The sequence below is a fragment of the Curvibacter microcysteis genome (assembly GCF_028649455.1).
In the GTDB taxonomy this organism is placed as follows: domain Bacteria; phylum Pseudomonadota; class Gammaproteobacteria; order Burkholderiales; family Burkholderiaceae_C; genus Curvibacter; species Curvibacter microcysteis.
In genome coordinates this window covers 241570-254831 of the sequence record NZ_JAQSIO010000005.1, presented here as the reverse complement: position 1 = coordinate 254831, position 13262 = coordinate 241570, and the positions used below count along the sequence as shown (strand labels likewise).

Here is a 13262-nt window from a genome sequence, read left to right as displayed (position 1 = left end):
CCATGATTCAAATTTCTCAACTCATGGGCCGCGGCGCGATCGCCTTGGCCGCTCTGGTGGCCGCGGGTTCGGCCGCCGCCCACGGTGATGTGCGTTGCGACAGCGGCCCCAAGGCCGAGTGGCGTCCGCAGATGGAGCTGCAGCGCAAGCTGGTGGCCGAAGGCTGGAAGGTGCGCCAGGTCAAGACCTGGAACGACTGCTACGAGGTCTATGGCTTCAAGCCCGACGGCGCGCGCGCCGAAGTCTTCTTCAACGCCAAGACCTTTGACAAAGTCGCCGAAGCCAAGCCGGACTGAGCCGGTGCCGCCCAGCCTCATCCGGGTTTGGGACCTGCCCGTGCGGGTTTTGCACTGGGCGATGGCCGCTTCGGTGATCGGCGCCTGGGCCTCCATCTGGTGGGCCCACACCTGGCATGAGCGCGCGGGCTACGCGGCCCTGGCCGCCCTGGCCTTGCGCACCCTCTGGTGCTGGCGCGGCAGCCGGGCGGGCCGGCCCAGCCATTTTGTCCCAGGCCCGCGTGCCACCTGGCAGTACCTGCAGGCACTGCGGGCCGGGCGCGAGCGCCGCTACCTGAGCCACAACCCCCTGGGCGCCTGGATGGCCTTGCTGTTGTGGGCCTTGGTGGGCGCCACCGGTTTCACGGGCTGGCTCTACACCACCGATGCCTTCTGGGGCATGGCTTGGCTGGATCAGCTGCACCAGGCCCTGGCCTGGAGTTTTGTGGTGGCCGTGCCTTTGCACCTGGCCGGTGTGCTGTTCACCAGCCTGCGCCACCGCGAGAACCTGGTGGCCGCCATGGTCACCGGCCGCAAACGCCTGGGGCGCGACCGGGCCTGAGCCCGGGGCCTCAGTCCAGCGCCACCACCTCATCGCCAGGCCCGGGCACACAGCCCTCGGCCACGGGGGTCCAGCCTCTGTGGATCACGGCCTGGCGGCCGTTCTGGCAGATCTCCACCCGTTCACTGCCGGGCGCCTGCTGGCGTGCAAAAGCCTCCAGCGAGGCCGGCAGGCTCACGCGCAGGCGCCGCGCGTAGCGGTCTTCTTCGGGGTGGTCGTTCAGATGAACCAAGGGGATGAAGGCGCTGGCCAGCATCAGCCAATGTGAATCCACCGCCACCGGCGTGGGCGCATAGCCGGCCTGGGCCAGCCAACGCTGGGCCTGGGCGCGCAGTTCGGGGCCCTCCTCGCGCAGCGGTGCCCAGGCCACGGCCAGCAACTCGGCCAACCACTGGTTGCAGTTTTGGTAGGCCAGGCTGAAGGCGTAGGCATTGGCGCTGTAGCGTGCCGCCAGCAAGCCCACCGCCCGCGGCCGGTCCAGTGCGGCGTCGCGCAGCGCCCGCCCTGGCGCCTCGGGCAGCGTGAGCAGGGCGATGTAGCTCAACTCCGGGTCGTTGCCGCCCAGCACAAAGCCGGCCACACCCTGGTCGTAGACGCGGGGGCGGCCTTCTTCGCAGGCGTAGTAAAGCTGGCGCGTGAGCCAGTCGCCGCGCTCGTTCTGCCAGGCCAGGGCCGCGTGGGAGTAGCGGATCTGAAAGCGCGCCAGGTCCAGGCCCGAGCGGCTGATCAGCGTGCTGCTGCCAGGCGCCTGGCGATTGAGCTCGGCCTGCACCAGGGACGCAAACCGCAGCAAGCGCGCTTGCTGCTGCACCGTCATGGCCGGGGTGCGGCTGCACCAGGCGCTGCTCAGCGCGTTCGTGGCTTGGCTTTGGCTTTGGGCCGGGGGGCTGGCGGGCGGCACCTCGGTCCCAGTGGGCTGGGCCCCGCTCACCGAGGCCATCAGCGGCCCCAGCAGGCCCCAGGCCCAGAGCAGGCCCCGGCGGGCCGAGCCGGCCCGCCTGACCCATGCTCGGGCCGAGCCGGCCTGCCTGACCCATGCTCGGGCCGAGCCGGCCTGCCTGACCCATGCCCGGGCCGAGCCATCCCGCCTCACAGTTGCACGGGGCGGGCGGGCAGGGCGTCGTACCAGTGGTCGGCCAGCACCAGGTAGAACAGGGCGCGGTTGTCGCTGTGCGAAAACTCGTAGCCGTAGTCGCGTTGCTGCGCGTGGACGCGGTGCTCACGCTGCAGGCCCTGGGCTTGGGCGACGGCTTGGGGCAGGTCCAGCACCAGGCGTTCGCCATTGGCTTCGGCCTGCAAGGTCAGGCGCACCCGGTCGCTGCGCTGGGGCGCTTGGGCCACATCGATGATGCGGTAGTCGCCCGTGGCCACGCGGTCGCCGCCGCTGGAGCTGTGGCTGGAGCCTTGCAAAGAGTCTGACACGCTGCCACTGGAAGCCGAGCCCGCGCTGGCCGCCGACGAGGCCAGGCTTTCCGCCCCCGCCGGCAGCTGCCAGGCACCAAGCAGCCCACAGAGCAGGGCGGTGGATCGAAGCAAGCGGGGCAAAGTCATGGCGGGGGGCTCCAACAGAGAACGGGGTGGTGCCCACAGGGGGCCTGCGAGCGGGTCGGTCATTTTGACATTGGCGCTGCCCTGCCCAAGCCAAGCAAGTGCCCGAGACCGGCCCGGCGTTCGCTGCGCAGGGACGCTGGCGGTGCGCTGGCGCACCGCCCAGCCGGGGCGTTCGCGCGAGCATGGGCGACCGATGTGGCTGGAGCGGTCTCATGTTCAAGTTCAAGTTCAATTCAAGGGGTGCGATCTCGGTCGCTTCATGCCGTGGCCTGGCCTGGCTGTTGCTGGCCGGGCTGGGGAGCGCGGCCCAGGCCGCCCCCGCCGACCGCGAGCGCCAAGAGCGCTACCAGCAGGAGCGCCAGGCCTGCCTGGACGGGCGCAGCCACCAGAGCCGGGCGGACTGCCTCAAGGAGGCGCAGGCCGCGCGGGCTGAGCCCAGGTCTTCTTTGGGGCGCAGTCACCCCGAGCAGGAGCGCAGCAACCAGACCCGCCGCTGCCAAGGCCTGCCCGAACGCGATCGGGCACGTGAAGACTGCCTGTCGCGCATGACCGAACCCAGTGCGCGCCATGGCTCGGTCGAGTCCGGCGGCATTTACCGCGAGTGGTCACGGCCTGAAGTGGCACCGGCCCGGCCCTAGGGCGTCCCGAGGCCGCCGCGCGCAGTCGGCCCAGCGCAGGTGCGCGCCCGAACAGACGCCAGCGCGCGCCCAGCCTACAACCCTCTCAGCCCCACCCGCCGTGCGCGGCCTGGGCCTTTTTCTTTTGACCTGGATGTGCGCTATGACCCACCTTCTTTCCCCCATCACCCTGGCCGCTTGGATGACCCTGGGCGTGCTGGGCGTCACGCCCGCCGTGCAGGCCCAGGTGGCGGGCAGCAGCACCACGCTGCAAACCCAGGTCACGCCCTCCACCGAGGTGGCCATGGGCTGGAGCGTCAAGAAGACCCTGCTGGGCAAGGCCGTCTACAACGACGCCGGAGCCAAGGTGGGCAAGATTGAAGACCTGATCATCGCGCCCGAACGCAATGTGTCCTTCGTCATCCTGGGGGCGGGCGGCTTTGTCGGCATCGGGCGCCACGATGTGGCGATTCCCGTGGGCCAGATCCAGGACCGGGGCGGCAGGCTGATCCTGCCCGGGGCCAGCAAGGACTCGCTCAAGGCGCTGCCAACCTTCACCTACGTCAGCGACACGCGCCTGCGCGACCAGTTTCTGGCCCAGGCCGACAAAGACATTGCCGAGGCCAAGGCCAGCTTGCAGGACCTGGAAAAGAAGGCCAGCACCGCGGCCACCGAGGCCAAAGCGCGCATGGACGTCCAAGCCAGTGCCTTGCGGGACGACATCCAGTCCGCCGAGACCCGCCTGGCCGAGATGCGCCAGGCCACCGCCGTGCATTGGCGCGACTTTGAGGCCAGCGTCAACGCCGCCACGCTGCGTCTGCGCAAGTCCATCGACAAGGCCGTGGGCTGAGGTGGGCGGTGCAGCCCCCCGGGCCCTGAGCACGCGCGGACCCATGCCTTGCCCCCAGCGCGCCCGCGCAGCCCCGTGCCCAGCCAGGCCCTGGGCCGCCCTGGGCTGGCTGGCAGCGGTGCTGGTGTCGGCGGGCTGTGCCGCCCCCACGCCCCCGAAGCCTGTGCTCGGCGCGCTGTCGGTTCCGGCCGACTGGTCGGCCCCGGGCGCCCGGCGCCTGCAGTCCACCACGTCGCTGGTGGCGTGGTGGACGCGCTTCCAGGACCCCTTGCTGGTGCAACTGGTGGAAGAGACCTTGGCGCGCAACACCCGTGTGCAGACGGCGCAGCAGGTCTGGGCCCAGGCGCGTGCGCTGTCTGACCTGGCTGCCGCGGGCTTGCGCCCCAGCGTGCAGGCCGTGGCCTCGGCCCAGCGCAGCCGACAGCGCAGCGGCACCGACAGCAGCGCGCAGGCGAGCCAATTCAATGCCGGCCTGGACGCCAGCTGGGAGACCGATTTGTTCCACCGCCTGCGCGCTGCCGTGGCCGCCAGCCAGGCCGACGCCCAGGCCAGCCAGGCCGATCTGGGGGCGGTGCAAGTGACGCTGGCCGCCGAGGTGGCGCTGGACTACCTGCAGCTGCGCGCCTTCCAGGCGCGCCTGGCGGTGGCCGAGGCGAATGCCCTGAGCCAGCAAAAAACCGCCCAAATCGCCCGCTGGCGCCAACAGGCCGGCTTGCTGACGGTGCTGGAGGTGGCCCAGGCCGAGACCGCCTGGCGCCAGACCCAGGCCTTGCTGCCCGCGCTGGCCACGGCCGCGCAGGTGATGGCGCACAGCCTGGCGGTGCTGACCCACCGCCCCCCTGCCGATCTGACGGCGCGCCTGGCCAGTCCCGGCCCCGCCCTCGCCATGCCGGAAGAGGGCGTGTGGGCCTTTCCCGCCGAGACGCTGCGCCAGCGCGCCGACGTGCGCGCAGCCGAGTGGCGGGTGGACGCCGCCTACCAACGCGTGGCCCAGGCCGACGCCGCGCGCTACCCGGACCTGCAGCTCAGTGGCAGCCTGGGCCTCAGCGCCTTGGGTTGGGGACCGGGGCTGGGCGCAGCGGCTGGCGTGTATGGCTTGCTGGCCAGTGTCAGCGCCCCCTTGCTCGATGGGGGCGCGGCGCGCGCCCAACTTCGGGCCCAACAGGCGCTGATGGGCCAGGCCGTGGCGCAATACGATGGCGTGCTGCTGACCGCCCTGGCCGAAGTCGAGGGGGGCCTGGTGACCCTGCAGGGCAACCGCGAGCGCGTGTTTCGCCTGCGCGGGGCCGAGCAGACCGCCTCCCATGCGGCGCGCCTGGCGCAGCAGCGCTTTGCCAGCGGCTTGGTGGATTTCCAGGTGGTGCTGGAAACCCAGCGCAGCGCTTTGAGCACCCAGGACGCCTTGGTCAGCGCCCAGTCCGATTGGCAAGGCGACCATGTGCGCCTGTACAAGGCCTTGGGCGGGGGCTGGGAGGCGCAGTCGCCCCCCGCCCCCCCCACCGTGGCCGCCGGGCCCAGGCCATGAGCCCGCGCACCGAACCAACGGGGACGGGCGGGCTCACCAGGCCCGCCACCCCACCCGTGGCCGAGTCCTCCTCGCCCAGCGCGACCCCCACCGGCGACGACACTGCGCGCCTGCTGGGCCCCGAGGCCCAACGGCCTTGGTGGCGGCGCTGGGGCCTGTGGCTGGGCGTGCTGGCCCTGCTGGCGGCGGTCGGTGGCGCCTACGCCTGGCGGCAAGGCCAGGTGCGCGCCGCCACGCCGGTGTACAGCACCGAGGCCGTGACCCGGGGCGACCTGACCTTGACCGTGGTGGCCAACGGCACCTTGCAGCCCACCCGTTCGGTCAACGTGGGCAGCGAGTTGTCGGGTGCGGTGCGGCGGGTGCTGGTGGATGTCAATGACGTGGTGCGCCGAGGCCAGGTGATGATCGAGCTGGACCCGGCCAAGCTGCGCGACCAGGTGCTGCGCTCCCAGGCCACGCTGGCCGCCAGCCAGGGCAAGGTGGCGCAGATGGCGGCCACCGTGCAAGAAGCGCAGGCCGCCTTGGCGCGGCTGGAGGCGGTGGCCGTGTCCTCGGGCGGCGAGGTGCCTTCCCGCGCCGAGCTGGACGCGGGCCGCGCCACCCTGGCGCGCGCCCTGGCCGACGAAGGCAGCGCCCGCGCCGGCGTGCAGGACGCCACGGCCGCGCTGTCCACCGACCGCATCAACCTGGCCAAGGCCTCCATCCTGGCGCCCACCGACGGCGTGGTGTTGAGCCGCACGGTGGAGCCCGGCAACGCGGTGGCCGCCTCGCTGCAGGCGGTCACTTTGCTGACCTTGGGCGAAGACCTGCGCCACCTGCGCCTGTGGGTTTATGTGGACGAGGCCGATGTGGGCTCGGTGCGCCTGGGGCAATCGGCCACCTTCACCGTGAGCGCCTATTTGGGGCGGGCCTTCCCGGCGCGCATCACCCGGGTCGGCCAGGGCCCCACGCTGACCGACAACGTGGTCACCTACCTGACCTACCTGGACGTGGACAACGCCGACCTCAGCCTGCGCCCGGGCATGACGGCCACCGCCAGCATCATCGCGCGCCAGTTGCATCAGGTGCTGCGCGTGCCCAACACCGCGCTGCGCTTTGAACCCAGCGACAGCACGGCCGCGGTGGCGGCCAAATCGGCTGGCCCCAGCCTGCTGCCTCGCCTGCCCAGCAGCCGCACGCGCCAGTCGGCCGCCTCCGGGGCCAGCACGGCGCTGGCGCGCCAGGTGTGGGTGATCCAGCCCGACGCGCCCCACACCCCGGTGGCGGTGGCGGTGACGCCGGGGCTCAGCGACGGGCACTTCACCGAAATCACCCAGGGCGAGCTGCGCGAGGGCATGCGCGTGGTGGTGGACCAGAAAAAAGCTGGCTCGCCATGAGCGCGCCGCCCTTGATCGAGCTGCAGTCCGTGAGCAAGCGCTACGGCCAGGGCGCCACCGAGCTGATGGCCCTGAAGGGCATCTCCCTGGCCATCGCGGCGGGGGAGTTTGTCGCCATCATGGGGCCCAGTGGCTCGGGCAAGTCCACGGCCATGAACATCCTGGGCTGCCTGGACACGCCCACGGCCGGCGCCTACCTGTTCCAGGGCGTGCATGTGGAGGCCTTGACGCGCGACCAGCGCGCGCGCCTACGCCGGCGCTTCCTGGGCTTTGTGTTCCAGGGCTTCAACCTGCTGGCGCGCACCTCGGCGCAAGAAAATGTCGAGCTGCCCCTGCTGTACCGGGGCGACAGCGCCAGCCAGCGCCGCACGGCGGCGGCCCAGGCCTTGCAGGCCGTGGGCCTGGCCGGCTGGGAGCGCCACACCCCGGCTGAGTTGTCGGGGGGGCAGCAGCAGCGGGTGGCGATCGCGCGCGCCATCGCCACCCAGCCCGCGGTCGTGCTGGCCGACGAGCCCACGGGCAACCTCGACACCCAGCGCAGCCACGAGATCATGGGCCTGCTGCTGGCGCTCAACCGCGACCACGGCATCACCGTGCTGATGGTCACGCACGAGCCCGACATGGCGGCCTACGCCCGGCGCCGCGTGCATTTTCTGGACGGCCACATCGCGCAGGACGTGCTCAACCCGCACCCCACGCTGGGGCCGCCCCCCGGCCTGGCCGAAGCCCCGGGCAGCGAGGTGATCTGAATGCTGCTCAGCGTGTTCCTGCTGGCCTTGCGTTCGGTGCTGCGCAACCTGCTGCGCTCGGGCCTGACCATCCTGGGCATCGTGATCGGCGTGAGCGCGGTGATCACCATGGTCACCCTGGGCCAGGGTGCCACCCAGGCCATTGCCACCCAGATCACCAGCCTGGGGGCCAATTTGCTGATCCTCAGCCCGGGCCAGCGCTCGCCCGGCGGCGGCGGGGGCGGTGGTGGCGGCGTGCCGCAGTTCACCGAGGAGGACGCCCAGGCCATCCAGTCGCAAATCGGTGGTGTGGCGGCGGTGGCCCCCCTGGGGCGCCTGTCGGTCACCGTGGTGGCCAAGGGCCGCAACTGGGCCACCACGGTCAGCGGCAGCAGCAATGCCTGGTTCAGCACCGGCAACTGGCAGCTCAGCAGCGGGCGCGTGTTCGAGGACGACGAGCAAAGGGCCGGCGCGGCGGTGTGCGTGATTGGCGAGTCGGTGCGGCGCGAGCTTTACGGCGGCACGCCTGGCCTCACAGGCCTGGGCGAGGCGCTGCGCATCAAGCAGTTCTCCTGCACCGTGGTGGGCATTCTGGTGGCCAAGGGGCAGGGGGGCATGGGGGACCAGGACGACACCGTGCTGCTGCCCCTGCACACCTTGCAGCGCCGCGTCACCGGCAGCCGCAAGGTGAGCGCCCTGCTGGTGTCGATGGAAGACGGCAGCGACGCCAGCCGGCTGAAAGCCGGGCTGCGCCAGCTGATGCGCGAGCGGCGGCGCCTGGGCGAGAGTGGCGCCGGCGGCCTGGACGACAACTTCAACATCTTCGACACCCAGCAGCTGGCCCAGACCCTGGCCAGCACCATGGGCGTGCTGACCGAGCTGCTGGGCGCGGTGGCGGCGGTCAGCCTGCTGGTGGGCGGCATCGGCATCATGAACATCATGCTGGTCAGCGTGACCGAGCGCACGCGGGAGATCGGCCTGCGCCTGGCCGTGGGCGCGCTGGAGCAGGAGGTGCTGCTGCAGTTTTTGATCGAATCGGTGGTCCTGTCCGCCCTGGGGGGGCTGGTGGGCTTGCTGCTGGCGGTGGCGGCGTCCTGGGGTTTGTCGCGCCTGATGGGCGTGCCCTATGCGTTCAACCCGGGCATCAACTTGCTGGCGCTGCTGTTTTCGGCCCTGATCGGGGTGGTGTTTGGCTACTTTCCGGCGCGGCGGGCGGCGCGCATGGACCCGATCGAGGCTTTGCGCCATGAATAGGGATGGAGCGCAGGCCCGGGGGGCAGCGTGTCAAATTTGCCGCAGAACGGCAGTTTTTGTGATTTTTTTAACGCAGCGCAGGGGGGCTCCTCTTGATTTTGAAACATCATCAGCCGTATGGCAGATTTTCAAATTTCATTAGAAATCCTGGCTTTCAGTCTGCTCTGTACCTTCATCGCTTTGGGGCTGCTGCTGCGTGAGCGCTGGGTTTCTCGGCGCATCAAGGCCAAGCTGGTGACGGTGTCGGAAGAAAAAGACGCCTTGTCGCTGTACGACGCCAACACCGGCCTCTTGAGCCGCAACGGCATCGAGACCGCTTTGCGGCACTGGATCGAGCGGGCGGATGGCGAGGGCAGCGCTTTTTGCGCCCTGTTCCTCAACATCGACGAGTTCCATTCCCAGAACCAGGCCTTCGGCCAGGCCTTTGGTGACCGCCTGCTCCAGCTCACGGGCCAGCGGCTGGAGTCCTGGCTGCCCGACGGCAGTGACCTGGGCTGTGTCAACGACGGCGAGTTCGTGGTTTTGCTCTCGGGCAACAGCAGCGTGGGCCTGGATGCGGCCCGGCAACTGCTGCAGAAATTGGCCGTGCCCCTGGCGCATGAGCATGGCAGCACGGTCCTGACCTGCTCCATGGGGGTGGCGGTCTACCCCGAGCACGGGGCGCGCTCGCGCCTGCTGGTCAATGCCTCCATCGCGGCACGCCAGGTCAGCCGCCAGGGCGGTGGCGATTTCTGCCTGTACGACCCCCAAATGAGCGCCGACCTGCGCGAGCAAACCCTGCTGGTGGCGGACCTGCGTCAAGCCATCGACAAGGGGCAGTTGGAGTTGTACTTCCAGCCCAAGGTCGACGCCAAAACCCTGCACATCACCGCCGCCGAAGCCCTGCTGCGCTGGCACCACCCCGAGCGGGGCCATGTCAGCCCGGCCATCTTCATCCCGCTGGCCGAGCGCAACGGCCTGATCAGCGCGATTGGCAACTGGGTCATCGACGAGGCCTGCCGGGTGGCCGGCCACTGGCGCGAGCTGGGCCTGCGCATGCGCGTGGCGGTCAATATTTCGGGCTACCAGATGCGCCAGGAAGACCTGGTCGAGCGCATCGAGTCGGCGTTGAGCCGGCACCACCTGCAGCCCGGGCGCTTCACCTGCGAAATCACCGAATCCGTGGCCATGGAAGACACCAAGGGCACGCAGCAAACCTTCGAGCGCATGCGCGCCATGGGTTTGCATGTGTCCATCGACGACTTTGGCACGGGTTATTCCAGCCTGGCCACCTTGCGCCGCCTGCCCGCCTCCGAGCTGAAGGTGGACCGGGCCTTTGTGTCCGACCTGGCCGACAGCGAGGACGCGCGCTCGATTGCGGCCTCCATCATCGGCCTGGCCAAGGCCCTCAACTTCAAGGTGGTGGCCGAAGGCGTGGAGACCGAGCAGCAAAGCCAGCTGCTGATGCGCATGGGCTGCGATGAGTTGCAGGGCTTTTTGTTCTCCCGCCCGATCCCGGCGGCTGAAATGGAGCGCCTGGCCCTCGCCGCCCCCAGCGAAACCAGCGGCCCAGGCTTCAGCGATTCGCTGTTCAACGCCACGGTGGTGGCTGAGCTGGTCGAGCTGCCCAAGCGCTGAAGCCCGGCCGGCCTGCGTCAGGCCGGTCCGGACAAGGGCAGCACCATCGCTGCGACCAGGCCTTGGCCGCCTGGGCCAGGGCTCAGCTGCAGCTGCCCGTGGTGCAGTTCGGTGATCAGTTTGACCAAGGGCAGGCCCAGGCCGCAGCCGGGCTTTTCGCCCGATTTGTCGACCCGGTAGAACTTGTCGCAGGCCTGCGCGAGCTGGGCCTCGTCCATCCCCTGGCCCTGGTCCAGCACGGCCAGGCTCAGCCGGGGGCGGCCGTCGGGCGCGCGGCGGCGTTGCAGCTGCACCTGCACGGCCTGGCCTGGTGCCGAGAAGGCATAGGCATTGCTCAGCAGCTCGTGCAGGGCGCGCTCCAGCTTGCGCGGGTCGATCATGGCGTGCAGGGCGTCGTCGCCCAGCAGCAGTTCGGGCTTGTCCCGGCCCGGGGGCGGCGTGTACTGGCGCAGCACCTTGGGGCACCAGCTGTGCAGGTCCTGCAGCTGGGGCTTGAGGGCGTCGACCCCCCCGACCTCCAGCTCGGACAGGTTGAGCATTTTGCTCAGCAGGCCCTGGATTTGCCGCGCGTGCGCGCTGATGGCGCCGGCCAACTCCTGGCGCTGTGGCACCGGCTGCTCGGCATGCATGCGCAGCAGCTCGGCGTAGCCCAGGACGCTGGTCAAGGGGGTGCGGATTTCGTGCGCGACCAGGGACAGAAACTCGGACTTGGAGCTTTCCAGTGCCACGTCCGAGCTCAGGTCCACCACCGTGAACAGGTGCCGGACCGGCCCCACCGGGAAGGTCATGGCCACCAGGGTGATGTGCTTGATCTGGCCGTTGGGGTTGACCAGCCGCACCCGGTTGAGCTGACGCTGCGGTGCGTCATGGCTCGGCTCCGGCTGGCCCAGGGCAAACAAACGGTGCAGGCTGATGCCGGGCAGGCGCTGCACCAGCAGGCTGATGAAGACGCTGATGTTGGGCGTCTCCTCCAGCGAGCCGATGTCCAGCATGCGCGCCATGGCCTGGTTGCCCAGCAGCTGGCGTCCCGTTTCGTCGAAGCCCAAAAATCCTACCGGGGTTTGTTCCAGCACAAAGCCCAACTGGTCCGACTTGGAGGCCACATAACCCATGGCGTCTTGCAGCGAGTACTGCACCTGCAGCAGGTCCACGGTGCGCTCCTCCACCTCTTGCGCCAGGGACTGCTGGTAGCCGGTGAACAGCAGCAGGATCAGGCTGATCCCCACCGCCATCCACAAGCCTGCGGTGAACACCAGGTAGGGCCACAGGCTGGAGTTGCCCGACCAGAAGTCGGGCAGGGGCTGGGATTCCAAACGGTAGTGGCGACCGGCAAACAACAGTTCCGTGCTGTGCGGCGGCGGCAGGTTTCTTTGGCCCAGCAGCGGCCAGTCTCCCGGCTCGGAGGGCGGCTGCGCGGCCGTGCGGAGCCAGTTGTGCGACCACAGGGTTTGCTCATGCTCGGGGGCGTCGGCGTCCAGCAAGCGGAAGGCCACGGTTTGCGGGTCGATCACATGGGGGGACTCCAGCTTCGTGCGGCTGGATTCGGGGGCTGCAGCGCGTGTCGTGGCCAGGGCCACATGGGCGGCCAGCCAGTCCATGTGCACCACGGCGCTGGCCAAGCCCCGAAGCTGGGACAGCTGCGACCCAGGGGCGACCAGGGGCCTGGGGGGCGCCCAGGCGACTGGCATGACCACCATCATGCCCAGGGCGCTGCTACCGTCTTGCACCAACCGGATGCGCTGTGTCGCCGCCAATTGGCGGCTGAGCACCGCTTGGTGGATGGCCGCTTGGCGCAGGGGGTCGGAATACAGGTCAAAGCCCAGCGCGCCCCCCTCGCGGGACAGGGGCTCGGTGGCCTGCACGGGCACATGGATGTCGCGCGAGGCCGCCGTCACCAGGCCGTGTTCGCCCCGCTCGGTGATGGGCTGGGCGCGACCATCGCCGCGCTTTTGCTCGGCTTCAAACGAGGCGCGCTGGGCCCGGGGCACCACGGGGCTCCAGGACAGGGCGTACAAGCCCTCGGCCAAGCTCAGCAAGGGCTGTGCGGCTTTGGCAAAGCTCTGTGGGTCAATCTGTCGGGTCTGGCCCAACACGCTGGCCAAGCTGACCAGCACCTGCTCGTGGCGCGACAGCTCGGCTTGCAAGGCCTGGCTGTATTGCGTTTGCAGGGCCTCCCAGCGCAGGGTGACTTGCTGGTGCTCCAGCGAGATCACCCAGGCACTGGCGGCCCAGCTCATCAGGTAACCGCCGGTGGTGGCCAGCCACAGCCAGGCGACCCGCGCGCCCCGGGGCGGCTGCGAGGGGTCGGCCGGCAGGCTGAGCAAGAGCACCGGGACCAGCAGCAAGACCCCCAGCAAGTCGCCCGTGACCGCCGTCAACCAGAGCCAGACCCAGGCCGGGCTGAGGCTGGGGGGCTCGCTCATCAGCAGGTTGTAGCTGCCACACAGCAGGGACGATGCGCCCGCCAGGGCCAGCAGGCGCAGGATGGGGCCCGGCTCCACCAGGCTCATGGGGTGGCGCACCCAGCGCTGGATGGCCCAGGCGCCCAGGCCGGCTTGCCCGGCGGCCAAGACCGCCTGCAAGGCGCTGGCCCAGCCCGGGCCCAGGGCCATGGGGCCCGCCAAGGGCTCGGGCAAGGCATCGAACAGCAGTCGACCCAGCAGCAGGCCTGGCAGGGCCGACGAACCCCGCCACAGCACGGTGACCAGGGCGATGGCCGCGGCCGGCCAGAAGCTGGGGTAGTCGCCCACATTGGGCAGGCGGCCCCACTGGCTGCCCAGGCAGCAGGCCAGCGCATAGGCCAGGGCGGCGCCACCGCTGCTGGCCAGGCCCCGCAGCACGCGCTGGGGCATGGGTTCAGACACGGCGTCGCCGGGCTGATTGAACAGGTAGGCTTTCATGGGCGCT

The 13262-nt window shown here is 70.2% G+C and carries 12 protein-coding genes; 9 read left to right on the top strand and 3 right to left on the bottom strand.

Going from position 1 to position 13262, the window contains the following annotated elements; genetic code table 11:
- Positions 1-2 precede the first annotated feature (2 nt).
- Together PSQ39_RS15300 and PSQ39_RS15295 are read left to right on the top strand one after the other, a co-directional pair.
- Entirely contained in the window at positions 3-296 is a 294-nt protein-coding gene (locus PSQ39_RS15300) for a PepSY domain-containing protein (protein WP_273927690.1), read from the top strand.
- Between the two features lie 4 nt (positions 297-300).
- A complete protein-coding gene (locus PSQ39_RS15295; protein WP_273927689.1) occupies positions 301-837 on the top strand; it encodes a cytochrome b/b6 domain-containing protein in 537 nt (178 codons plus the stop codon).
- Positions 838-847: 10 nt separating this feature from the next.
- Here PSQ39_RS15295 and PSQ39_RS15290 read toward each other — a convergent pair whose 3' ends face one another.
- Together PSQ39_RS15290 and PSQ39_RS15285 are read right to left on the bottom strand one after the other, a co-directional pair.
- Positions 848-1777 (bottom strand): DUF2145 domain-containing protein, encoded by a 930-nt coding sequence (locus PSQ39_RS15290; RefSeq protein WP_273927688.1) that lies wholly within the window; start codon positions 1775-1777, stop codon positions 848-850.
- A gap of 149 nt (positions 1778-1926) precedes the next feature.
- Positions 1927-2388 (bottom strand): hypothetical protein, encoded by a 462-nt coding sequence (locus tag PSQ39_RS15285; protein ID WP_273927687.1) that lies wholly within the window; start codon positions 2386-2388, stop codon positions 1927-1929.
- 212 nt (positions 2389-2600) lie between these two features.
- On the opposite strand from PSQ39_RS15285, the gene PSQ39_RS15280 reads away from it, so the two are divergent.
- From PSQ39_RS15280 to PSQ39_RS15250, 7 genes are all read left to right on the top strand, one after another.
- A complete protein-coding gene (locus PSQ39_RS15280; protein ID WP_273927686.1) occupies positions 2601-3026 on the top strand; it encodes a hypothetical protein in 426 nt (141 codons plus the stop codon).
- Between the two features lie 142 nt (positions 3027-3168).
- A complete protein-coding gene (locus tag PSQ39_RS15275) occupies positions 3169-3855 on the top strand; it encodes a PRC-barrel domain-containing protein (protein WP_273927685.1) in 687 nt (228 codons plus the stop codon).
- A gap of 43 nt (positions 3856-3898) precedes the next feature.
- Positions 3899-5380 carry an efflux transporter outer membrane subunit gene (locus PSQ39_RS15270; protein ID WP_273927684.1) on the top strand — a complete coding sequence of 494 codons (1482 nt, stop codon included), beginning with the start codon at positions 3899-3901 and terminating at the stop codon, positions 5378-5380.
- Positions 5377-6756: an efflux RND transporter periplasmic adaptor subunit gene (locus PSQ39_RS15265; RefSeq protein WP_273927683.1), complete on the top strand. Its 1380-nt coding sequence runs from the start codon at positions 5377-5379 to the stop codon at positions 6754-6756. The genes PSQ39_RS15270 and PSQ39_RS15265 overlap by 4 nt, the downstream gene beginning before the upstream one ends.
- Complete coding sequence (locus PSQ39_RS15260) at positions 6753-7505, top strand: ABC transporter ATP-binding protein (RefSeq protein WP_273927682.1); 753 nt, start codon at positions 6753-6755, stop codon at positions 7503-7505. The genes PSQ39_RS15265 and PSQ39_RS15260 overlap by 4 nt, the downstream gene beginning before the upstream one ends.
- Positions 7506-8738, top strand: coding sequence for an ABC transporter permease (locus tag PSQ39_RS15255; protein ID WP_273927681.1), 1233 nt, complete (start codon positions 7506-7508; stop codon positions 8736-8738).
- A 117-nt stretch (positions 8739-8855) separates the two neighbouring features.
- On the top strand, positions 8856-10355 hold the full coding sequence (locus PSQ39_RS15250; RefSeq protein ID WP_273927680.1) for a putative bifunctional diguanylate cyclase/phosphodiesterase: 1500 nt from the start codon (positions 8856-8858) through the stop codon (positions 10353-10355).
- Between the two features lie 17 nt (positions 10356-10372).
- Here the strand turns inward: PSQ39_RS15250 and PSQ39_RS15245 are convergent, their stop codons facing one another.
- Positions 10373-13255: a CHASE domain-containing sensor histidine kinase gene (locus PSQ39_RS15245; protein ID WP_273927679.1), complete on the bottom strand. Its 2883-nt coding sequence runs from the start codon at positions 13253-13255 to the stop codon at positions 10373-10375.
- Positions 13256-13262: the final 7 nt, after the last annotated feature.